The organism is Oceanobacillus sp. FSL W7-1309 (genome assembly GCF_038002145.1).
Taxonomy (GTDB): Bacteria; Bacillota; Bacilli; order Bacillales; family Amphibacillaceae; genus Oceanobacillus; species Oceanobacillus profundus.
Genome location: NZ_JBBOBX010000001.1, coordinates 771,459 through 796,465 on the forward strand (window position 1 = coordinate 771,459; position 25,007 = coordinate 796,465).

Below are 25,007 nucleotides of genomic sequence, written 5' to 3' on the forward strand. Positions count from 1 at the left end.
ACCTTTGCCTTATTCCAGTTTAAATGGATTCTCATCCACCAACCAATTTTCTATAAAGGATGCAAATGACATTTGATTCCATGATTTTTCACTCATCCAGTTTTCAGTGGATAATGGAATCGATTTTAATTCTTTACGATGGTTTTCCAACAAGTTATCGCGGACTTCCTCACTAATTGGGTACCACTTTGCTTTTGTGTGCGTATATTCTTCGATATGCCTGGAGCACCTTCGAAGATTGTAACTTTTATCCCCCCTATTTCCAGGAGGCTGGTTAATAATAATTCGAACAACCTTTGCATCTAGATTCGGTACATATCGTTGCTTCTCCTCAAAGATAGCGGGATCGTTCACAATTAAAATGTCACAAGAAATCCGTTCTCCGTATACGAGCATTTGGACTGAATCGCCATCAAGCAGTTCTCTGATAGAATGATTTATTTCTTTTGGCATTTTCAAATCATATTTCCCCATTTGAATCAGCCCTGTTCGCATCCCCATTTCTTGTAATGCCTTTATTTGTAGAACGATATATTGATCTGGCTTTGATCGTAAGTCCGAGATGAAGACGATATCGAAATGTCGCTTTCCGAGTTGTTTTTCTTCCCTCTCTGGCCACATCGGCTCTGGCACGGGATACCGTCTTATTTCGGGTTGGATAGGCATGTAGAATGTGTCTGTTTGATTATGGTAAAACCGATAACTTTCAGCATACTCTTTGCGTGCCCCCATTAAAAATCCATTATACCCAAAAGCAGAGCTTGCAGTTAGTGAACCAGATGATTGCATTGGAAATGATAATGGTCCTGTTTTTAAATCCACTACAGCTTCTTTACCGAAGACAGCAATTAAACGATTTTTAAATTCACTGTCTGCCGCGAATCGGACTCTATCCCAGTAACCAACCTTTTCAAGCACAGGTTCCCTCCTAAACATAATCGATGACATGTTTGAGAAAATATATCTCCCTGGCATACCTCTTCGATAGGGCTTAAGTTCTTCTGTCAGTCGTGCATGCTCAGAGGTGTTTGCAATGATATCTTTCTGTTCCATTAAGTGATTCATTTGTCTTTCAATCTTTTCTGGATGCGACCAATCATCTGCATCATTAATCGTTACAAATTCGCCTGTTGCCTGTTGTAAAGCAATGTTGCGAGCTATATAGGGCCCGCTATTCTTTGGTGTAGTGAGCTGTTTTACTCTTTCGTCCATTGTGGCATATTCCGCAATCACTTTTGCTGTATCATCTGTACTGCAATCATCTACAACCAATATTTCAAGGTTGTCCCACGTTTGGGCCAGCATGGATTCAACCGCTACACGAATTCCCGATTCAGAATTATAAGCAGGAATGATAATCGACACTTTCGGCCCATCTGCTGCATGCTTCCTTTGAATCGGGTTGGTTCTTAATCTATAATAAGCACCCGTGCCAGCATCAGGTGACAATGTAATCTCCTGCAATTGATATAGATCCAAGCACTTATTGATCCACTCAACTCTACCTTCAATCGTTCTTTCTAAATTCGCTGCGGCTACATACAAATCTGCATGTTTATCTGAAACGAGCAGATTTGTAATAAGTCTCATTCCCTTTTCTTGTTCACCTAGGAGTTCATAGCTTTCTGCCTTTAGTATCGCCGCTTTTCTGAGAGTCTCTTGGTTATTCTCTTTATCCATTGAAATAGCAATATATTTAAGAGCCATGCTTGCACTATCTTTCGTAAGCTTATTCGCATACCATAAGGCTAGCTCCCAAGCGATTGCTTTTTTCAAATAATTATTATCGGTAGTTACGAGCAATTGTTGTAAATCGGCTAAAGCTTTTTCAATAAACCCTAAATCGTATAGATGCTTTTTGTATTTTTTCAGTTGATTTTCGGCATGTTTTCTTTTATATGCTTTGCTGTAGACCTGCTTGATATTCCTTCTGCCTAATGCATAGGCTGGAATCGATCTAATAAGGGATTTCCCTTCACGTTTATACTTTGCCAGTTTTTTTATCAGGTGCTGTGCCTGCATAAATTCGCGCTTATATTCCATTAAACTCTGCTGCTTTGCTTTCTTTTTGGCTAATTTTTTTTCTAAGTCTGCTTCTAATTCAGCCAATTGATCAGCTAATGCAGTATTCTGTTCTTCGGGCTTATTCATTTCAGTTTGTTTTTTCATCATATACCCAGCTCTTCTCCCATACATGTTCACTGAAGTTGATTTCACCTGACGCTTCTGTATGATGTTCTATCAAGGCATTCTTGATTTCAAGTGTTTCGGGATACCAGGTTCCCGATTGGTCAAAGTATTGCTTTAAGTGTTTTAAACAATTAGAAATATGATAGCCTTCATGGCTTGGTAATTCGTTCACAATAACATCTAATGACTTTGCAAAAACAGTGGGTACGTACCTTTGATATGCTTCTAAAACAATCGGATTCAAAATAATTAGCTTATCTGTTTGTATCTGTTCACCATATACAAGCATTTCCAATCTATCTTCATCAAGCATATTGCGAATGGAATCATTTATTGTTTTAGATGGAGCAACATTGTATTGATTGATTTGCACGAGACCAATTCGTCCGTCATTTCTCGCATAAATTTCCTTAATGTAGCTGATTTGCTCTTCATTAATTATTCGGAAATCCGTCGCAATTACAAGATGAAAGAAGCGTTTGCCGTCCGTTTTTTCCTCTCGTTTCGGCCACATTGGCTCTGGAACTGGAAAAACTCTAGTTGTCATTGGAAAAGGATAACGCAGTGTCTCTGCTGTATGATGGTAATACTCCAAAGCTTCTACATATTCTTTTCTTACACCCATGAAAAAGCCGTTATATCCAAATGCAGAGCTCCCTGTAAGCGATGTAACGGACTGTCTTGGTAATGATAGTGGACCTGTTTTCAAATCAACATAGCTATTTTTTCCAAATACTTTAATCAGTCTTCGCTTAAATTCACCATCTGCCGCGAATCGTACACTGTCCCAGTAGCCAACTTTTTCAAGAACTTGCTTGCGTCTGAACATAATAGAAGACATATTTGGGAAAATATACTTGCCTGGTGTACCTCGACGATATAATTTCAGCTCTTCTTCCGTTAACCTTGAATGCTCAGATGTATTTGCAATGATATGCTCATGGTCAAGCAAATGTTTTACCTGTATCTCTATTTTTTCCGCATGTGACCAATCATCTGCATCATTAATGGTGACAAAATCTCCAGTTGCATGGTCTAACGCAATATTTCGAGCAACATATGGCCCACTGTTTACCGGGGTTGAAAGAGCTTTTACGCGTGAATCCTTTTCTGCATATTCAGCGATAACTTTCGCTGTATTGTCTGGACTGCAGTCGTCAACAGCTAGAAGCTCAATATTTTGCCATGTTTGCGAAAGTATCGATTCAATAGCAACCCGTATACCTTCCTCAGCCTTAAATGCTGGCAGAATAACAGACACCTTTGGCCCATCCTCAATTTTCCGATCCAAAGCTATGGTTTGCAGGTCATCATATACTGGTGAGCGATCTGTTTTTGTAAATCCAATCGGTTGTAACTTATATAACTCCATTACTTTGTTGACCCATTCCATCCGTTTATCAAGAGCGTCTTCTAAATTAGCAGCTGCAAGATAAAGGTCTGCATGTCTCTGAGTCGAAAGCATGCCGTTAATAACTTCTTTGCCTTTTTCTATTTCATTGCACATTTCATGACATTCAGCTTGGACAATAGCAATTCGCCGTAATTGGTCCGCATCATTCTCGCCATTTTTAGCTGCTGCAATATATTCTAGTGCTTTTCCAGCACCTTCTTTTGTATATTGATTTGCGTGCCACAATGTTAGCTCCCAAGCGGCTAGGCGTTTTAGCTGTGGATCTTTTATGTTGGTATAATAATCTTCTAATGCGCCAAGCGCTTTTTCTGTAAACCCTAGATTGTACAGATGATACTTAATTTGTTTGAGCTTTTGTCTCTCGGCCTGTTTTCTTCCAGTTATTATTCGTTTTATTTGCTTCTTCTGTTCCTCTGTAAAAATGTCCGTCAGAGCCTTTCGCTGCTTTTCATTTAAAACGGTATATACAACCCAGTCAACAGGGGCTAAGACTACCTTTTTCATTACACGAATCACTTCTTGTCACCACCAAACGATACCATTATTCTTTATTTTCTACAGGCTTCTTTGAAGAATCCTGTTTATTTACTGGTTTTCTTATTTGTTTTACAACTTTTTTATTTGCGTTTCCAGTTTTACTTATTCCAAGTGATTCCCGATATGCAGCGACAGCCTCTTCCGCTGTTCCGTCAAAACGAACCTGTCCACGCTCCATCCAGATCCCTCTAGTGCATACTTTTTCCACAAAGTTCATACTGTGCGAAACGATAATAACCGCTTTTGCATGAGACATCATGTCTTGGATTCGTTCACTTGCCTTTTGCTGAAATGCCATGTCACCAGTTGAGAGTGCTTCATCAATAATAAATATATCAGGCTTCAATATAGCAGCTATGCTAAAACCAAGCCTTGATTTCATACCAGATGAATATTGTTTGACTGGTTTATCAATGGATTTTTGCAGACCAGAAAATTCTACAATTTCATCGTATTTCGCTTGTACTCTTTTTTTGGGTATCCCGAGAAGCATCGCATTCAGGAATATATTATCTCTTCCAGATAATTGCGCATTAAATCCTGTTCCATATCCTAAAAGGGAAGAAGTTTCCCCTTCTAGTTGAATATCACCTTGGTCTGGCTTCAGAATATTTGTCAGCACTTTGCAAAGTGTGCTTTTTCCAGCGCCATTATGACCGATAATCCCAACTACTTCGCCTTCTTTTATTTCAAAATTAACATCCTTTAACGCCCAGAATGTGCCTGTATTAAGTTCATAGGAAATACCCACATTTGTAGCCCGAACAATTGTTTTATCTTTAACCGAGCTCTCCGTTTTGTTTAACTCCAGGCTTCGTTTGCGTTTAGGTGGCATAGGAACCGTTGCTTTATAATGTGCAATAATCTCTTTCGGATCGCCAATTTCTTTTACCACGCCCTGATTAATCCACATTAATCGATCACAATTTCGCTGTGCGTATCTGAGACTATGGGTAACAATAATTACCATCTTCGCTTGTTTAACAAGCTCCTTCATTTTTAGAGCCGCTTTTTTACTAAAGCGTGCATCCCCTGTATTCAACGCCTCGTCAAGGATAAGCACCTCTGGCTCCAAATGAGCAGCTACACTGAATCCGAGTCTTGCTTTCATACCACTGGAATAATATTTCATTGGCTGGTCAATAAAATCACCGATATCTGAGAATTCATGGATATCATCAATATAATGATTAATCAATGATTTACTGACTCCGAGCATCATGCCATTTAAAAAAACGTTCTCTCTTCCTGTCAGTTCTTTATTGAAGCCCATTCCAAACGAGAACAATGCAGTCACCTTACCGTCAACTTGCATTGTCCCTTTATCCTGCTGCAAAATTCCGGCAATGATTTTACTTAATGTCGTCTTACCAGCTCCATTCGAACCGATGATACCAAGGATTTCCCCTTGGTGACCTGTAAAATCGATATCCTTCAATGGCCAGACTTTTTCTTTCTTCTTTTTCTCTTTTTTAGCGAACATGCCAAAAACACGTGATTTTATATCATCCTGATAGCCACGGTCATTAAAGGAAACACCTATATCTTTAGCAACGATAACATTTTCTGGCGATTCGTGCGTATTATGTTTCATTTGATCCTGCATGTTTACCCCTCATTTATTATAAATATGGCAGTATTATAATGCCTTAATAATTTTATGTTCGTTTTTACTGTAATAATAGATCATAAATGTTCCTATAATAATTGCGATCAAGAAAAGAATTGCGAGTCCAATTAGGTTTGGCGTTTGATGGAACATCAAAATATCCCGATATGCTGTAACAATAATTGCTACAGGATTGTATTCGATCAACGGTACGAGCAAGTCAGGAACTTTTCCACTGCTTATTAAACGTCCACCTTCCCAGATAATGGGGGAAGCGTAAAAGAAAATACGTGTAATATATGTCATCAGATTCTCGATATCCCGAACAAAAATCGTAATAAACCCGAGAACAAGCCCCAACGCCATATGTACCGTTAATTGGATAACAATAAGCAGTGGCAGGTAAAAGACATGCCAGGTTGGTACGACGCCATAAATAGCCAAGAATAACGCTATTATAATTAAACCAAATGCAAAGTTAAATAATTGAGTTAATGTAAACGATAATGGAAATAACGCTTTTGGCAGAGATACCTGATTAATGATTGAGCTGTATCTCAAAATTGATTTTGATGATGAATTGATGCTTGTACTTATCCAACGCCAAGCGACTAATCCGATCACTAAGAAGAGTGGATAAGAAAAATCATCATGGGTTCGTCCTAGTACAATTACGACCAAGAAGTAGTAAACCAATACATTCAGTAATGGATCCAGCAACCACCAAAAATATCCTAAGTAGCTATTCCGGTGCTCTGCTTTTAAACCTGACTTGACTAAGTAAAATAATAAATCTTTTCTTTTCAGCATTTCTTGCATATAATTTTTCATTATTCATGACACCGCCTAATATTTAAAACCTAAAAGCTTCGGTTCATTTCTTTATTAACTTTTTCTTACCTTTATTATAATTTTATTTATCAATTATAATAAACTCACCGCTTCGTTCTCCATCTGATAAGATCCATAATGGACCTCACTACATAATGCGCAAAGTACCATATACTTTTCGGCAGGCTTTGCTTTTCAATTTTCCTGAAAACATACCAGTTTCGTTTTGCAGCTTTCCACTTATTACTTGAGATTGAATTGCCGACAAGGCGGTATTCGGCTAATATTTCGGGAAGTCCATAAGCAAGGAAACCCTTTTTCGTAATGGTTAACCAATAAACATAATCCTGCCTTGTTCGGATATTGACCATTGTCAAATGACCAACTTTATCTCTGTCAAGCATAACAGTTAAACAGCCAATAACACATCGTTTCATTAAGTCATCATAATTAACGGATTCTGGTGTACTGCTGACCGCATTTGTCTTCGTTCCATCCTCCAGGATTCGAACATACGTTGTGAAAGAAAAAGCGATATCTTTCTCTTGCATAAAATGAAGCTGTTTTTCTAATTTTTCTGGTAACCAACGATCATCACTATCAAGAAAAGCAATATAGCGTCCTTTAGCATTCTCCATTGCTGTATTACGTGCTACAGCTGAACCGCTATTCTCTTCCAGAACAATTAACTTGATTCGATTATCACGCTTTCTATATTCTTCCACAATCGTCGTTGTATTATCAGTGGAACGATCATCCACAATCACCATTTCCCAATTAGCGTACGTCTGATCCAAAACAGAATCAATCGTATCTCCGATAAACCGCTCTGCATTATAAGCAGGGGTAATTACCGATATAAGTGGATCTTGTTTCATCTAATCACCGATTCCTTCTTCCCGCATACTTTTCTCTTCTAAATCAAGTAATTCATGGTACCAGGAGATTAATTTTTGCTCTTCTGTATACCAGTTCAATTCCTCTGCAACAGCTTTTTTCCCATTTTCCCCCATACGTTTTGCATCTTCAGGGTTATTTTTAAGATAAGAAATTGCCTTTTTTATCGCTTCATCATCATATGGGTCAACAGCTATTCCACACTGATAGGTTTCCATAAATTTTTCCCAGACAGGAAAGTTTGAACAGATTATCGGCAGTCCTGCATTCATATACTCAAAGAACTTGGTTAGTTCTTTTTTCATATAATGCTCTGTTGGAGGAAAAAGAGCTATCCCTGCAAGCCAATTTGTCTGAAGGTAGCGATCCTCAATAACTTCTTTTTCGATAAACTGATCGATTCCTTCAATTTTTAAGTTTGCTTTCTTATCTCCGGCTGCTTCGTACATTTTTTTTGCCAGGTCACTTGGACATTTACCTACGAAATGCATCTCAATCTCTTCATCAATTACCGGTATGCGAGCGTGAAACATTGCCCCTCGTACAATGGACACATTTCCAGTATACAGGACTTTATTCTCTGCGGGGGTTTCACGTTTGCTATTTAAAAACTTTTCATTAACTGTCGGGTAATTTAGCACACACGTCCCCGTCGGATAAATATCTTTATAGTATTTTTCCGCAAGACATAATTCAAAGTTACGAGCAAAAAAGCGTTCCATTAATCTATAAACTGTCGCAAACATTTTTCTGATCGGCATTGACATATAATCTTTTTGCAGAATGCTTGTAATGTAATCTTCATGAATATCATAAATGACGACATTGTTTTTATTTTTTAATAGCCATGCTATTGGCAAAAGCTCTGGATCATGAAAATGATAGACATCTGCGTTTAATTTTTTTGCTTCCTTATATGCTGCGAATGCCCCAACTGTCATTCTTTTTAATCTGCTTTTATATTTTTTTAATGGTATATGTTTTATCGGCTTATCTGTATTTGAATCCTGGTCGCCTGATTGAGCGATTAACGTCACATCAAAGCCGGCTTTTTGCAATGATTTACATTCTTTATGATAGATCCTTGGATCATATGGGTGGTGTACAGTTGTTAACTGAACAACACGTTTTGGAGTATGCATACTCCTTCAACTCCTGTTCAACTTTTAATACGTTTTATTTAGTGTTTTCATAAATACGTCTTCATATTGTTTAACAATCGTCTGTGCGCGGAATGTATTCACACGCTCCAGTCCTTTTTGGATAGCCTGCTCACGCCTATCAACTGTCCAGGTTAATGTTTCATAAATTTTTTCTGCCAGTTGTTCTGCATTCCCAATTTCACACATTAGCCCGTATTCCCCATCATTTAATACTTCTTCAGCTCCAGGATATGCCTTCGTTGAAACGACAGGTGTCCCTGTTGCTAGTGCCTCTGAAAGAACATGCCCAAAGCCTTCTCGCTTGGAGGATAGTACGAAAACATCAGCATGTGCGAAATAAACATATGGATTCTGTTGAAAACCAAGGAAGAACACTTTATCAGCAACATCCATTCTATCAGCAAGTCGCTTTAGTTCATCCTCCAGTTCACCTTCACCAAGAATAACAAGCTTCACATCCAAGCGTCGACTTACATCGGCAACCGCTTTAATCAATGTCTGTTGATCCTTATCCTGAACCAGCCTTCCTGCAGTGATGATTACTTTTTCACTCCCAGTAAAAATGGTTTCATGTTCCTGTGGAAGTATTCCCTCTTTCATATTAATTCGAATACGTTCGATATCAACTGGGTTGTAAATAACATTTATTTTTTCCCGTTTTACCTTATAACGTTTTACAATATTCTCTTTTACACCGTGTGAGAGTGCGATCACGCGACTGGAAAGCTTGTATAAAAGCCCGTATAATCTTAATTTAAAATCAGCAGCAGGACTACCTCCCAAGAAAGCTGCTTCCCGCACGATATTTTTCGCACCAGAAAAAGAAAGAAGGTTTCCTAAAATGGCTATCGTGTTATAATTCGGTATCGTACTGAATACGATAGCTGCTTTTTCTTCCCGAATTACTTTTGCTAACGGAAGAATCGCTGATCTTAATCGTTTCGTCTTCAATTTAATAAATTTCACATCTTGATCTAAATATTTTTCATAGCTTCCATCGTATTGTAACGTAACAAGTATTGGAATGAATTTCGATCTATCGATATTATTTATAATGTTCAATAATGTTCGAGCAGCTCCACCGCCACCCATTTGGTAAATAAAAAATAAAACACGTTTCTTTTCCACGAGATCGTCATCCTTTTTTAAGTAAAGAAAGTATAAGATTTGGCTGGTAACATTTCTTGTACTGGAACAGCCACGTCCAACTCGTACGTCGCTAATCGGGCGCTTCCGCTTTTGCTCTCTTTCATTAATAGACCGAAAATACACTGAACGAATTATACCATAGCGGCAACAATAAATAAATTGTCGAAATCATTACAATTAAGGTGTCTTATGTACAATTTAATGTTACATTGTCCTTTTCTTGTAAAGGTATTTTAATATAATGTAAATTGATGTTTTAAAGTTTATTACAAAAAAAGGATCTGGTATGATAAACGCAGATCCTTTTTGTGGCTGTTATCTATTAATGATCTAAACTTTTCAGTTTTTGCTCCATATATGCCTTAATTTCATTATGTAAATCTGGTCGATTTAAGGCAAAATCAATGGTCGCCTGTACAAATCCTAATTTTCCACCAATATCATAACGTTCACCAGTAAAGTTATATGCAAGTACTTGTTCCTTTTCGTTTAACTTATTTAAGGCGTCAGTTAACTGAATTTCGTTATTTTTCCCTGGCTCTTGTTTTGCAAGAATATCAAAAATTTCAGGTGAAAGTATATATCTTCCCATAATTGCCAAATTAGATGGAGCTTCATCTTGGCTTGGCTTTTCAATTAATGATTCAATCGCTCGGACGGAAGAACTATTATCATCTGTCGTTAAAGGCTTAACAATGCCGTATTTTGATACATCCTCCATTGGTACATCGTGTACACCGATTACGGAAGATTGATTTTTATCAAACACATCGATAAGCTGCTTTAAACATGGTATTTCTGATTCCACAATGTCATCTCCAAGCAAAACAGCAAATGGTTCATTTCCTACAAAGCTGTGTGCACATCCAATCGCATGACCTAAGCCTCTTGGTTCTTTTTGTCGGATATAATGGATATTGGCTAAATTCGAAATAGACTTGACCATTTCAAGCATTTCGAAGTCCCCTTTATGTGCTAACTTTTCTTCAAGCTCATAAGACTTATCAAAATGATCCTCTATTGCACGCTTTCCTCTACCAGAAATAATAATAATGTCTTCTATTCCAGATGCAACTGCTTCTTCTACAATATATTGAATCGTCGGTTTATCCACAATTGGAAGCATTTCCTTTGGTTGGGCTTTTGTTGCCGGAAGAAAACGAGTTCCCAATCCCGCCGCCGGAATTATAGCCTTGGTTACTTTCATCTTATGCGCTCCTTCTATTAGATTAAATAGCCGTATATTAAGGTTCATATTAGTTTTTCATTTGCTATTGTTAGTTTATCATATCGCCACTTACTATCCAATTTTTCAATAAAAAAATGCAATAAATAGTCAAAATCTGTATAATAGTAATTGCTATACAAGTTCAATATATAGATGTATAGTAATTTTGATAAGCATATTGAAAGATAGTAGTGCAATGGATGAATTGAGAATAAAAACATTCCCCAGTTTATTAACCAGAAATCACTACTTATTTTAAAGCTTCATATGAATTAAACCAAACAGATAAAGGAAGGCAACGATACCATGGAATTGTTTAAGAAATTACAAGCAAAAGAAGAGAAAATTGCAGTTATTGGTTTAGGATACGTTGGTCTACCACTGGCAATAGAACTAGCTAAGAAATTTGATGTTGTTGGCTTTGATGTAAATAAGGCTAAATTGGATAAATATTTAAGCGGAATTGATGTAACAGACGAAGTTGGCGACGAGGCACTCAAAGAAACGAGCCTAAAATTCACGAGTGAAGAGGAAGAATTACAATCTTGTAAATTTCATATTGTCGCTGTACCAACTCCAATCAATACCGACAAGACCCCTAATTTAAATCCGGTGATTGGTGCAAGTGAAACCGTTGGAAGGAATTTAACCAAAGGTTCCATCGTCGTTTATGAGTCAACGGTATACCCTGGAACAACAGAAGAAGTTTGTATTCCAATCCTTGAAGAAGTTTCTGGTCTGGAATTTGGAACTGATTTTAAAGTTGGTTATTCTCCAGAACGAATTAATCCTGGTGATAGAGTAAATACATTAACAAAAATCACGAAAATTGTTTCTGGTTCGGATGAGTCTGCACTTCGTGAAATAGCTAACCTTTACGGATCTATTATTGAAGCCGGTGTCTTTGAAGCAGAATCCATTAAAGTTGCTGAGGCAGCTAAAGTAATTGAGAATTCGCAGCGAGATATCAATATTGCATTTATGAACGAGCTTTCAATGGTGTTCAATAAAATGGATATTAATACAAAAGCTGTCTTAGAAGCTGCAGGAACAAAGTGGAATTTCCTTAAATTCACACCTGGATTAGTTGGTGGACATTGCATTGGTGTCGATCCATATTATTTCACCTATAAAGCCGAACAACTAGGATATCATTCGCAAATCATTCTTTCTGGCAGAAAAATTAATGATGACATGGGTAAATACATTGCAAGCAATATCATTAAGAAAATGATAAAAGCAAAGCAAGAAATCGACGGTGCACGCGTAGCTATTTTTGGACTTACCTTTAAAGAGAATGTACCAGATGTACGCAATACAAAGATCATTGATATTATTACGGAATTAGAGGAATACGGTGTGGAGACACTCGTTTATGATCCTGTTGCTGAGAACGAAGAGGTTTATAATGAATTTAACATTCGCTTAGTAGAGCAAGAGGAATTAACAGAGTTGGATTGTGTAGTATTTGCTGTTCCTCACAAGGAATTCCAGGAATCTTATAGTTTAGATAACGTGGAAGAGCTTTACAAAAATGATTCAAAAGTGTTAATTGATATTAAAAGCATCTTTGACAGAAAAGAATCAGAAGCAAGAGGATATCATTACTGGAGTTTATAATTTGATATTAAGAAAATCGGGAACCTTTGCAATGAACAAGGTTCCCGATTTTTTAATTTCGATTGTATTATTATCTATTTTTCACATTAACTTCTTCCTGACCTAAGATTAAGTAATTTAATTCCTTTTCAGGTACTTTATTAAATTGCTTTCGTTTCATCAAATAAAATATAATCCCAAGAAAAATCCATGCTGCCAGGGCGATCCTTGATTCAATACCTAAATATGCAGGTGAACCCGGAACCAGTAAAAGCCCCAGAAACACAAGACTCGTAAGCGATCCAATAAAGGAAACAACTTTTTTGAATGGTGAAACTGTGTTTAATTGTTCATTGAAATTAGCATCTTTTTTCCATTTAAATAATTTAAATGCAGTGAAACAAGTGTAAAAATAAGCTATCGTTACCCCTACTGATGACATATCGACCACCCAAAGCAATGCCTCTCTGCCAAACCATGGTGCAAACATCGCTAAAATCACAACAAATATAATACCAATATACGGTGTTTTATATTTAGGATGCAATTTCGAAAAGGTTTCTGGTAATATCTTCGCTCGTGACATAGCAAATAATAAGCGACTCGAAGAAAGAATAAAACCAATTAACCCTGTGAATATTCCCATCGTTAATGCTACGACTAAAATAGCCAAACCACCTATTCCTAATAGACTTTGAACAGCTGTCCCGGTTCCCCAAATGTAATTGCCGGCAACTAAACCTTGCCACGGCTCTGCCATGGATGTCGCAATTATCATCAAGCTATATAGTAAGAAAGCAAAGAATATCGCATAAATAATTAAACTAAATGCTTTTTTAGAGGAAAAATTAAATTCCTCTGCTGTTTGTGGTACTGTGTCAAATCCAACATATGCCCATGGTGCAATTGCTACAATTGAAATAACAGCTGCGAATGCAGTTGTTTCTGCTGGGAAAAATGGTTGCATATTAGCTATTCCAGTACCTGGCTGTATCCCAACTAATAGTGTTAAAACAACAATACTTATAACCATCACACAACAAAAGATAAACTGGATTCTGCCAGACATCCCTGTTCCTTTTATATTGAAATAGCCAAATACGATAAGCGCAATCGTTGCAATTATAATTTCTGTCCCATACACACTCCAGCCTGCAACATCGTAAAGATATATATTTTCAATAAGCTTCGGCAACGTAAACTTAATCATTAATGCAAATGCTGATGCATTGAGTGCCACAATACAAAGGTACCCAAACGTTAAAAACCAGCCACATATAAATGCATGTGTACGTCCCAGACTAACATATGTATATGCAAACGCTCCTCCTGAAACAGGAAAGCTTTTGATTAAGAAACCGTAGCTGACAGCTATCAGCATCATTAATAAACCACCAATACCGAAACCGATGATTACTCCAAGTGGACCAGCTGTAGACATCCACGTTGCAGGCTGAACGAATGCCCCCCAGCCGATTGCTGATCCTAAAGCAATGGCCCATACCCAGTGTGGTTTTAATGATTTCTCTAATGTGGTTCTTTCATTCATACTTTTTCTCCTTTATTCGATTTGAATTTTTATTATGGGTTTTATTTTACCATTATTTATTATTACTCCCTAATCAAAAGCGGGAAAAATCCAATTAAGTAAAAAAACGCAATACTTTCTCATCAGATTTCATGGAGGTGTTATATTTATTTTGAGGTTAAAATTTTAATTTAGTTTGTCTAATTTTAAGGGCGCTAAACAAGCTCCTTCCACCATTCTATATCACTATACATAGTTCTCTGTCTATCCCAATTTTCGATTAGCTCCGTGTAATTGCAGTTCAATAATTTAGAGAAAAAGACCTAACCCTCACCTGTCGTACAATGTCGATTAATAGTCTTAATTAACTAATTATTATTTATATTGCTATTATATTGGAAAATTTTGTTCCTATTGTAATAGAGCTGTGCTACTATAAAATTGTAATATTGTCAAAAAATTAAATATTTTATAGATGGGATTGATTCATATGAGGAATTAGTCGGTTATATAGAAAATATGATTAAAACGGGAATGGGAGGAAGTATGGTTGAAACAGAGATATGTTAAGAAATTATTTAGTAGTTTATTAATCTTTACACTTATTCTTTCATTATTTAATCCATTACTTGTATCAGCTGAAACAAATAGCAATGCGACAAAACAACTAAACGTTGATGATAGAATATCGCAGCTAAAAAAGGCTGTTTCAAAGCAACAAGCAATCTTAAATCAGGAACCTGTTTTACACCAAGCTTTACAAAATTTATCTAGTGATAAAGAAACAGCTGTTATTGTTCAATTATCTGAAGCTCCTGTTGCACTAGAACAAGGAAAGAAAACAGTAGAAGGAAAAACGCTTAGCGGAGCACAGGCCATAACTGTAAAAAATAAAGTTATTAATGAACAAGCTAGATTTGAAAAACTATTAAAAGCAGACAACATTGACTATGAGAAAGGATTTACGTATACCCAAGCTTTTAATGGGATGTCACTGAAATTGAAAGCAGATGATATTGATAAACTATTAACAATAGATGGCGTTGTCAGTGTTGATCCTGATGAAGAGGTTCACGCTCTTGAACTTGCCGGGGATAATAACATAGGTCCGATGATGGTTGATACTGTTCCCCACCTTGAAGTTCCTGAACTTTGGGATTTAGGTCATGAAGGACAAGGTGTGAAAGTTGCCGTTCTGGATACTGGTATTGATTATAATCACCCTGACTTTCAAGAAATTTATAAAGGTGGCCATAACTTCATCGAACACACGGAAGATTATGCTCGTCCACGTGACGATGATGATCCATATGAGACTACTCCTGAAGACCGTCCAGATCACATGCCAGAATTCAGTGCAAATGGCAGTTCCTTTTATACATCACACGGGACACATGTTGCGGGTATCATTGCAGGAACAGGAAACAATGAATATGGCATAAAAGGAATCGCGCCAAAAATTGACCTGTATGCATATCGTGTACTAGGTGCATATGGAAGTGGGTTTACGTCTGGTATCATTGCTGCAATTGATAAATCCGTCGAAGAAGACATGGATATTATCAATCTATCATTAGGTGGTGGCAGCAATAGTCAAACTGCTCCAGATGCAATTGCTATTAACAATGCCACATTAGCTGGGGTTACAGCAATTGTCGCAACAGGAAATAGTGGTCCAGGTCGTGGTTCAGTTGGAAATCCTGCATCTGCTGCGCTCGCAATTTCTGTAGGAAACTCCACATTACCAGAAGAAACGATTCAAGCAAACGTAGTTACCAGTGCTGGTGATTATGAGCAACAATATGATGCAGCATTAATGGGTTGGAATTTTGCTGAGGATCCTGCAGATGCATTATCGGGTACATATGATGTAGTACCTGTTCCAGGAGTTGGTGCAGCATCTGACTATGAAGGAATTGACGTGGAAGGAAAAGTTGCGTTGGTTGCGCGTGGGGAGATTCCATTTGTAGATAAGATAGATGTAGCCAAAAGTCTTGGAGCTATCGGTATCCTGATTCATAACAATATCGATGGTGAAGGACCTGCTAATGTATTGCTGGGAAGTTCATTTGGTTATATTCCAGCATTCGATATTTCAACTGCAGATGGCCAAGCGTTAAGAGAAGCAATCGCAGCATCAGCGGACAATATTGGCAAGGTTACGTTTAGTGATTACCAGGTTAACTCTACTGAAGGAGACCAAATAAATTCATCCAGTTCACGTGGACCATCCACGCCAGTGTTTGATATCAAGCCAGATGTTTCCGCACCAGGAACAAATATTATGGCTACAGTCCCTGCTTACGGAAAGGATTATCCAGATGCAGCGTACACACAAGCATATGACCGGAAAACGGGAACGAGTATGGCTGCACCTCAGATTGCAGGGATAGCAGCATTACTTTTATCAAAAAATCCCGATTGGACACCATATGATATTAAAGTTGCGTTATCAAATACAGCGAAGCAATTAGATACAGAGCAATACGATGTCTTTGCACAAGGGCCTGGCCGTGTACAACCTTTAGCCGCTGCAAATGCAGAAGCATTAGCATATGCATTAGACACTACTGCCTTCGATGAACAATCGCTTGATTACGAAAAAGGAACCATCACATTTGGAAGAGTAGCACCAGATCAAGAAAAAGAGTTAACGATAACAAAACAGATTGAAGTACGTGACTTAATTGGCAAATCCAGTGATTATGATGTAAGTGTTGACGTAACGAAAGCAGCAACTGGTGAATTAGCTGATGCGAGCGTTACCGTAAACAAACCATCTTTTACTTTAAATGGAACGGAAACACTTGATGTTACGTTATCAGTCCCAGCAGGCGAAGAATCTCCTGGAAATGAGCTGCTTGGATATATCCATATTACGAATGGGACAACAAATTTAGGATTACCTTTCGCTGTTGAATTTTCGACAGAAGTTCCAAGCGGATTATCATACTTCGAACTCATCGATTACGCAATTTCACCAAATGGTGATGGTCAGCATGATGAAACCGTCTTAGAATTCGGATTATCAGCTGATGAAGAGCTCATGTCCATCGAGCTATGGGATGCAGCCGATCCAAATGGCGGCATTTACGGAGATGGTTATATCGGTTATTTGGCCATGCAAGCATTGCCAGCTGGTGAATGGCAGCTTCCAATAAGTGAAACGTATTATGATTGGGAGACTGAGCAAGAAACGACCATCCCGGATGGCGTATACACCGTTGATTTCAATTCATGGGATATAGCAAATCAAAATATCACACTCCTTGCAGACGATGGACCACTTTTTGTGAAGACAGCTGCTCCTGAGATTGATTTCGATTCTGTAGATGAAGCAATTGATGGAAATGAATTTGTTGTAACAGGATCAATTGATGATAAATTTATTGATTTCAAGAGGACTGTTGAGAGAATTTTTGGATTACCTTATGATGTAAATGAAAAATTATCTGCTGAGTATGAGCTAACTGATGAGGATGGTCACGTTTTAGAAAGCAATGATGTAATACTTGAACAAGATGGCACATTTAAAGTCCAGTTAACGAGCCTAACAAGTGGTAAAAACACACTAGCATTAACGGTTACTGACATTGTTGCAAATAGTACTCAGCAACAACTCGAACTGGATGTTACAGAAGAAGCAAAGGAAATCATGATTTCCTTAACACCTTCTACTAATGAGCCAACAGAAGAACCGGTTACGATTTCTGTAGATACCGATAGTGAAGCAGAATTGGTTGCGATGAAATGGCTGCAAGGTGATAAGACTGCGGAAGATTTTGCTGAATCAGGAAATACGATCGATTTAAATACAAAGGCTTTTGACGTTGAGGAGAATGGAACTTACACGGTTTACGTTAAAAATAGTGAGGGTGTTGAAGCTCTTGAATCCATTACGATAGAGAATATTACAGAGCCGATTGAAGAAGTAATTACAATTACCCTTTCTCCTTCTACTGCAGAACCGACAGAAGGACCGATTTCTATTGCTGTGGCTACGGATAGTGAAGCAGATCTCGTTACAATGAAGTGGCTGCAAGGTGACAAAGTCGTGGAAGATTTCGCTGAAGCTGGCAATCCTATCGATTTAAATACAAAAGCTTTTGATGTTCATGAAAATGATATCTATACCGTTTATGTAAAAAATAGTAATGGAGTTGAAGCTGTTCAAACGATTACAGTAGAAAATATTACAGATCCGGTTGAGGAATTTTCAATCACCCTCTCCCCTTCTACTACAGAACCGACAGAAGGACCGATCTCTATTGCTGTGGAGACTGACAGTGAAACAGAACTGGATGCAATAAAATGGTTACAAGGTGACAAAGCCGTGGAAGATTTTGCTGATGCTGGGAATCCCATCGATTTGAATACAAAGGCTTTTGATGTTCATGAAAACGGTATTTACACCGTTTATGTACAGAATCGTAACGGGGCTGAAGCTGTTCAAACCATTGTTGTTGGGAATATTATTGTACAAGGTGAGCTTAGCATTACGTTAATCCCTTCTACAACGGAACCAACGGAAGGACCAATGTCCATTTCCGTTATGACAAACAGTGAAACAGACCTTACTGCATTAAAATGGCTTCTAGGCGAACTTACAGAAGAAAACTTTGCGGATGCTGGAAACGCAATTGACCTGAACACGAAGACTTTCGATATTGCAGAAAATGGGACGTACACAGTATATGCAAAAAATAGTGATGAATTAGAAACCGTACAAACCATTGTAATCGAAAATATAATACAGCCTGGTGATGAAGTCATTACGATTTCATTAACGCCTTCAACAACTGCGTTAACAGAAGGGCCAGTTACGATTTCGATTGATACAGACAGTGCAGCAGATTTAGCAGTATTGAAATGGCTTGAGGGTGAACGTTCTATTGAAGATTTCACAAAATCAGGAAATGCGATTGATTTAACCAAAAAAGCATTTGATATTACGAAAAACGGGACATACACCGTTTATGTGAAAAATAGTAACGGAGCCGAAGCTGTTCAAACGATTACGGTGAAAAATATTACAGAACCTGTTGATGAGGAATTTACAATTACGCTTTCACCTTCTACTACAGAACCAACGGAAGGTCCTGTTACAATTTCAGTTGCAACAGATAGCGAGTCAGATATAACGGCATTAAAATGGCATGCCGGTGAAAAGACAACGGAGGATTTTGCCAAGAACGGCCATGCAATTGACCTTAATACGAAAGCTTTTGAAGTTAGTGAAAATGGAACATACACCGTTTATGCAAAGAACCGTAATGATGTTGAAGCTGTCAAGGCCATCCAGGTGGATAATATTACAGATCCTGAACCTAAAGAAGAGACTGTTGTTGCAGCTCCTCAAATCGCGGATGGAATAGCTACTATTTCTAATGAAGCTATCGATCAATTAGCGGATGGTGGTACACTTGTTATTGACCTAGGCAAAACGGAATCCGTACGCATCGAAATAACAAAAGAACAAATTGCTGTTTTGAAAGCAAAAGAAGCAACATTGATTATTCAGAACCATCATATTGAAATGCAGATTCCATTGGTAAATTTACCGGATGAGAAAGATATTTCATTTAATCTTGAAAAACAGGATGATGTTGAAAAAGCAGTTAGTCCTGTATATGACCTAACAATCGAAGCAAACGAAGATGCAATCAATACATTTAAGGAACCAATAGCGCTTCTATTCAAGATTAATCCAGACAAAGTTAATAACGTCGATAAATTAAATGTATACTACTTGAATGAGGACACAAGGCAATGGGAAATAATTCCTGGTTCTGTATACCAAGACGGCAAGGTATCCGTTGGTGTAGATCACTTTAGTCAATTTGCTGTTTTTGAAGATACAGACGATGATAAAGGCAAAGACCCTGTAGATCCGAATCCAGTGGATAAAGATGACGATAAGGAAGAACCAAAAGATAAAGACCCAATTGACGACAATCGTTCAGATGTCGGTAAAAACACCGGAAACAAGTCTAACGGAGGAACGACTAAGAATATCGGTTATGCAAAGGGCGACTCAGGTGATGGTAAACAACTTCCAAGTACTGCTACAACGACTTACAATTATCTTGCAATTGGAGCGGTATTAATTATCATTGGCTTTGTAGCAATCTATGTGCAGCACAGAAGAAAAAGAAAATCAATGCTTTGACTAGAAACACCACATATAAAGAGGCTCCCTAATTAGGAAGCCTCTTTATTGTGACCGTTCTATTTTCCGTAAAATTTTCCTTAAAATGCTAACGATCGGACGTTTCCCACCCATAACAATTCCTGCAAGCTCGGCAAAAATATAGAGCAGTAAAATAACGAAGAGCGATATAATAAGGGATAAGGTTGGACTGGCATTGGAAAACAAGATTCCCATTACCCCAAATAACGCACTGAAAATATAAATAATGATGACTGCCTTCCGGTGACTGTATCCGGCTTGAATAAGCTGGTAATGAAGGTGTTTGTTATCCGCAGCCATAATACTTTCTTTGTTATAAGCTCGCCGCACAATCGCTACCAATGTATCAAAAATTGGCACTGCCAATATGATAACTGGAATTATAAAACTGAAAAACGTAACATTTTTAAACAATCCAAGCATTGAAAGAACCGCAATCATATATCCAAGAAAATTCGAACCGGTGTCACCCATATAAATTTTCGCTGGATAAAAATTATGATATAGAAATCCTAAGTTGGCCCCTATTAATGCGATACTTAAAAATGCAACGATTATCTGTGTATCAATTAATGCCATTACAAATATACTTGTCATGGCAATTGTTGTAACACCTGTAGCTAAACCATCCAAGCCATCAATCAGATTTATCGCATTTGCAATACCTACAACCCATAGTATTGTAATAAGCACACTTAAAAATCCGAACTCGACAACTCCAAATATCGGGATTGTAATTCGTTCAATAATTAGCCCGGAAGACACTAAAAGGAATGCCGCAGCCAATTGCCCTGTCAATTTTAAAATGGGCTTAATCGTGAACCGGTCATCGAGCGCACCTGTAATAAGAATAATAATGGAACCAATTAGAATTTCAGGTAAGTGCTGGTGATATGGCTGTAAATAAAGTGTCCCCAAAAGAGCACCAATAAATATCGCCAAACCACCTAGTCTAGGCGTTTCATTGATGTGTATTTTACGGCTGTTCGGTTTATCCATCGCACCGATTTTAATTGCAAACATTTTTACTGGATATGTAAGTAATAAAGCTGCAGTGAATGCGATAAGAAATGCAATTAATAAATCAATATAATTAAACATAGAATTCTCCTACTGTTCTTTGTTGCCAGTTCTTGATGTAGTACGTGAATTTTTCCCCTTTAAATACCTTTAATTGCTTTAAATTATATCGAAAGTTGGTAGCAATTAGCAAATTATAATGAGATTTGCAAGCAGATTTCTCGTTAATCCGACAATTGGTGCACTTCTCGGTGACATACATTGCAATTTGTGCTACTATTATTGGGTATTTCAAAATACTCTGATTAAAAGGTTACAATTAAAGGTGGTGTTCTAATTTTGAGTCCGTATTTGTTTACTGCTGCTGCGATTATTGCTGTCATCGGTATCTTAATTGTCTTCAAAATTAACCTGGATAAGATTAAAGCAGATCCAGAGCAAGTAGCTAAGGCGCAGACAAATTTTTTCATTGGAGCTGCTATCAGCGAGAGTGTTCCTCTTATTATGATTATTTATGCCATCATTCATGCAGTACCATTATCTATTGAAGACCTTTATGTTCCAGCATTCATTATTATTATCTTGATGGCATTTGCGATGTTCTTTATTTTCCTGCAGCGAAAAGTAGATGTTGAAGAAGATCGAAGACAAGCAGTGAACCAGTTTTCTATAATTGCTATCGCACTTATCAATGCGGTTCCAATCATTGCTTTAGTTCTGATGTTTATAAATGTTGCTTAAGCTCCTAACACGAGGAGCTTTTTCTCTTTCATTCCCACAGGCAAAACTTTATAATATAAACAAATCGATTGCTTTTGAGGCAGGTGGTTTTATGTTTGAACAAATTACCATTGAAAAAGTGTGCATATTAGCAGGAAAAATCATGTTAGTCAGTGGAGCCGAAACATATCGTGTCGAGGATACTATGGACCGTATTTCCACTGCCTTTGGTGTTAAAAATCCACAGAGCTATGCAACACCAACTGGTATTAGCTTTTCATTAGATATAGCAGGAACTTCTAATTTCCTTCGTGTGACGAATCGGTCTACTGATTTACATAAAATTGCAGAGGTAAATAATATTTCACGAAAGATTACAGCAGGAGAATTAGATATTAAGGAAGCATATGAACAGCTGGAAAAAATTGATCAGGCAAAATTAACATTCCCTGCCTGGGCACAAATCCTTGCTGCAGCACTTGTGAGTGGATGCTTCGCCATTATGTTCGGCGGTACTTGGAATGATTTTATTCCTAGCTGTATAGCTGGAGCATTTGGCTTTGCAGGAATGCTTGGGTTTGAGCGAGTAATAGAAATTCGCTTCCTTGCTGAATTTTTCGGTGCTTTTTTAATTGGCTTATCTGCCCTATTATTTCTATACTGCGGATTCGGGAATGCTCTAGATAAGACCATTATCGGTGCCGTCATGCCGCTTGTGCCAGGTTTACATATAACGAATGCAATCCGTGACTTGATGGCTGGCCATCTTGTTTCTGGCCTTTCTAAAGGTGTGGAGGCTTTACTGACAGCATTTGCTATCGGCGCAGGTGTTGCACTTATTATTGCATTTGTTTAAAACAGAGTATTCATTTTGGAGGTTGAAACATGATTATTATGCAGCAGCTTATTACAAGCTTTATAGCCTCTGCCGGTTTTGGGATATTGTTTAATGCTCCACGGAATGCGCTCGTCCAATGCGGGCTAGTCGGTATGTTTGGCTGGATTCTTTATTATGTTTTGGTTGAGGCAGGAATGGATGCCGTACCAGCTACGACTTTTGCCGCAATGCTTGTTGCTGTTTTAAGCCATACATGTGCTAAGATTTTTAAAAAGCCGATTATTATCTTTACCGTATCTGGGGTTATCCCGCTCGTCCCCGGTGGTATCGCCTATAATGCGATGCGCAACTTTGTGGAAAATGATTATTATACAGGTGTTCAGCTTTCTGCTCAGGTCATGCTGCTTTCGGGAGGAATAGCAATTGGTCTGATGTTTTCAGGCGTTATCAATCAGTTAGTAAATAAATCTCGGATGCTATTCAAATAATAGCAGTGTATGGCATTTAAGAAGTTCTCGATTTAAGTATCCATTATTTGATTAATATTTTATTTCCTATAAAATAGATGTATATATATAGTAAAAGCGAGGGAACGAAAACATGAGTAATGAATTGCAGCCAAAATCGGTTATCGTAATATTTGGAGCAACAGGTGATCTAGCGAAACGAAAATTGTTCCCTTCGATATATCGCCTTTATCAGAGTGGTAAAATTAGTGAAAATTTCGCTGTTGTTGGATTGGCCCGCCGGCCTTGGACAGATGAAGTTTTACGCGAAAATGTATCGAATTCCATTAAAGAGGCAGTTTCTCCAAAGGAAGATCTTGAGGAATTTGTATCCCACTTCTATTATCAATCATTCGATGTGACTGATGATTCTTCCTACAGTGGATTAAATGCATTAATAAAGGAATTAGAAGGTGCATATGAAACAGAGGAGAACCGTATCTTTTATCTAGCAATGGCACCAGAGTTCTTTGGAACAATTGCTAATAAATTACAAGAATACGGATTAAAGGATTCTGCTGGTTGGTCACGACTTGTGATTGAAAAACCATTTGGAATAGATATAAAATCTGCCAGAAAGTTAAATAAGCAGTTACGCGCAGCTTTCGATGAAGATCAGATTTATCGGATTGACCACTATTTAGGTAAAGAAATGGTTCAAAATATTGAAGTTATCCGTTTTGCTAATGGAATTTTTGAACATTTATGGAACAACCGCTTTATTTCAAACGTCCAAGTTACCTCAAGTGAGACATTAGGCGTAGAAGAAAGAGCACGCTACTATGACACTTCTGGAGCTACTAGAGATATGGTCCAGAATCATATGCTGCAAATGGTTGCTTTACTAGCAATGGAGCCTCCAATTAAGCTAACAACGGATGAAATTCGGTCTGAAAAAATAAAAGTACTTCGTGCACTTCGTCCAATCAATCCAAAAGAAATAGACAATTTCTTTGTACGTGGACAATATGGCGTTGGAAAAATCGGTGGGGAGACAGTTCCAGCATATGTTGATGAGGCTGATGAGCTGGAAAATTCCAATACAGAGACTTTTGTAGCTGGAAAGCTGCTCATTGATAACTACCGTTGGGCTGGTGTACCATTCTATATTCGTACTGGTAAACGTTTAGCGGAAAAGTCAACGAAAATTGTAATTGAATTCAACGACATCCCAATGAATTTATATTATAAAAAGGACAAAGATAGACACCCTAACCTGCTGATTATTAATATTCAGCCTAACGAAGGGATTACGCTTTGTTTAAATGCGAAGAAATCAGGATCCGGTTCCCTTGCAGAGCCAATTCAACTTGCCTATAATCATAATCCAGTTCCAGGAATTAACACACCAGAAGCTTACGAAAAGCTGCTTTATGATTGCATGATTGGTGATGCGACAAACTTTACACATTGGGATGAGGTTGCACTATCTTGGAAGTTCGTTGACACGATTATTAATGAATGGTCAAACAAGACTGCTGATTTCCCTAACTACCGCTCAGGTTCCATGGGGCCTGAAGCAGCAGATGAGTTACTTGCAAAAGACGGCTTTCATTGGTGGTCTATTTAACTAAGTATAAAAAATACT

The 25,007-nt window shown here is 37.8% G+C and carries 16 protein-coding genes; 6 read left to right on the plus strand and 10 right to left on the minus strand.

Annotation, left to right across the window (positions count from 1 at the left end; genetic code table 11):
* Nucleotides 1–9: 9 nt before the first annotated feature.
* The 8 genes from NST46_RS03485 to galU all read right to left on the minus strand — a co-directional run bounded on the left by NST46_RS03485 (nt 10) and on the right by galU (nt 10,997).
* A complete protein-coding gene (locus NST46_RS03485) occupies nt 10–2,169 on the minus strand; it encodes a glycosyltransferase family 2 protein (protein WP_341136788.1) in 2,160 nt (719 codons plus the stop codon).
* Nucleotides 2,153–4,108: a glycosyltransferase family 2 protein gene (locus NST46_RS03490; protein ID WP_341136789.1), complete on the minus strand. Its 1,956-nt coding sequence runs from the start codon at nt 4,106–4,108 to the stop codon at nt 2,153–2,155. Before NST46_RS03490 ends, NST46_RS03485 begins: the two co-directional genes overlap by 17 nt.
* A gap of 37 nt (nt 4,109–4,145) precedes the next feature.
* Nucleotides 4,146–5,747, minus strand: a complete 1,602-nt coding sequence (locus NST46_RS03495; protein WP_095307892.1) for an ABC transporter ATP-binding protein — start codon at nt 5,745–5,747, stop codon at nt 4,146–4,148.
* Nucleotides 5,748–5,780: 33 nt separating this feature from the next.
* Entirely contained in the window at nt 5,781–6,581 is an 801-nt protein-coding gene (locus NST46_RS03500; protein ID WP_341136790.1) for an ABC transporter permease, read from the minus strand.
* 104 nt (nt 6,582–6,685) lie between these two features.
* Complete coding sequence (locus NST46_RS03505; protein WP_095307888.1) at nt 6,686–7,459, minus strand: glycosyltransferase family 2 protein; 774 nt, start codon at nt 7,457–7,459, stop codon at nt 6,686–6,688.
* On the minus strand, nt 7,460–8,620 hold the full coding sequence (locus tag NST46_RS03510; RefSeq protein WP_341136791.1) for a glycosyltransferase: 1,161 nt from the start codon (nt 8,618–8,620) through the stop codon (nt 7,460–7,462).
* A gap of 24 nt (nt 8,621–8,644) precedes the next feature.
* Nucleotides 8,645–9,769, minus strand: coding sequence for a glycosyltransferase (locus NST46_RS03515; RefSeq protein ID WP_251661620.1), 1,125 nt, complete (start codon nt 9,767–9,769; stop codon nt 8,645–8,647).
* 343 nt (nt 9,770–10,112) lie between these two features.
* Nucleotides 10,113–10,997, minus strand: a complete 885-nt coding sequence (galU, locus tag NST46_RS03520; protein ID WP_251661622.1) for a UTP--glucose-1-phosphate uridylyltransferase GalU — start codon at nt 10,995–10,997, stop codon at nt 10,113–10,115.
* 327 nt (nt 10,998–11,324) lie between these two features.
* Here galU and NST46_RS03525 point away from each other — a divergent pair, with 327 nt between their 5' ends.
* Nucleotides 11,325–12,638, plus strand: coding sequence for a nucleotide sugar dehydrogenase (locus tag NST46_RS03525; protein ID WP_303451220.1), 1,314 nt, complete (start codon nt 11,325–11,327; stop codon nt 12,636–12,638).
* A 70-nt stretch (nt 12,639–12,708) separates the two neighbouring features.
* Here NST46_RS03525 and NST46_RS03530 read toward each other — a convergent pair whose 3' ends face one another.
* Nucleotides 12,709–14,166 (minus strand): APC family permease, encoded by a 1,458-nt coding sequence (locus NST46_RS03530; RefSeq protein WP_118888520.1) that lies wholly within the window; start codon nt 14,164–14,166, stop codon nt 12,709–12,711.
* A gap of 529 nt (nt 14,167–14,695) precedes the next feature.
* Here NST46_RS03530 and NST46_RS03535 point away from each other — a divergent pair.
* Nucleotides 14,696–20,314: a S8 family serine peptidase gene (locus NST46_RS03535; protein WP_341136792.1), complete on the plus strand. Its 5,619-nt coding sequence runs from the start codon at nt 14,696–14,698 to the stop codon at nt 20,312–20,314.
* A gap of 45 nt (nt 20,315–20,359) precedes the next feature.
* Here NST46_RS03535 and NST46_RS03540 read toward each other — a convergent pair whose 3' ends face one another.
* Nucleotides 20,360–21,436, minus strand: coding sequence for a glycosyltransferase family 4 protein (locus NST46_RS03540; RefSeq protein ID WP_095307871.1), 1,077 nt, complete (start codon nt 21,434–21,436; stop codon nt 20,360–20,362).
* 258 nt (nt 21,437–21,694) lie between these two features.
* Here NST46_RS03540 and NST46_RS03545 point away from each other — a divergent pair, with 258 nt between their 5' ends.
* From NST46_RS03545 to zwf, 4 genes are all read left to right on the plus strand, one after another.
* Complete coding sequence (locus tag NST46_RS03545; RefSeq protein ID WP_095307870.1) at nt 21,695–22,096, plus strand: hypothetical protein; 402 nt, start codon at nt 21,695–21,697, stop codon at nt 22,094–22,096.
* Between the two features lie 91 nt (nt 22,097–22,187).
* Nucleotides 22,188–22,931, plus strand: coding sequence for a threonine/serine exporter family protein (locus NST46_RS03550; protein ID WP_095307928.1), 744 nt, complete (start codon nt 22,188–22,190; stop codon nt 22,929–22,931).
* 29 nt (nt 22,932–22,960) lie between these two features.
* Nucleotides 22,961–23,401, plus strand: a complete 441-nt coding sequence (locus tag NST46_RS03555) for a threonine/serine exporter family protein (RefSeq protein ID WP_095307869.1) — start codon at nt 22,961–22,963, stop codon at nt 23,399–23,401.
* 112 nt (nt 23,402–23,513) lie between these two features.
* Nucleotides 23,514–24,989 carry a glucose-6-phosphate dehydrogenase gene (gene zwf / locus NST46_RS03560; RefSeq protein WP_118888518.1) on the plus strand — a complete coding sequence of 492 codons (1,476 nt, stop codon included), beginning with the start codon at nt 23,514–23,516 and terminating at the stop codon, nt 24,987–24,989.
* The last annotated feature ends 18 nt before the right edge of the window (nt 24,990–25,007 follow it).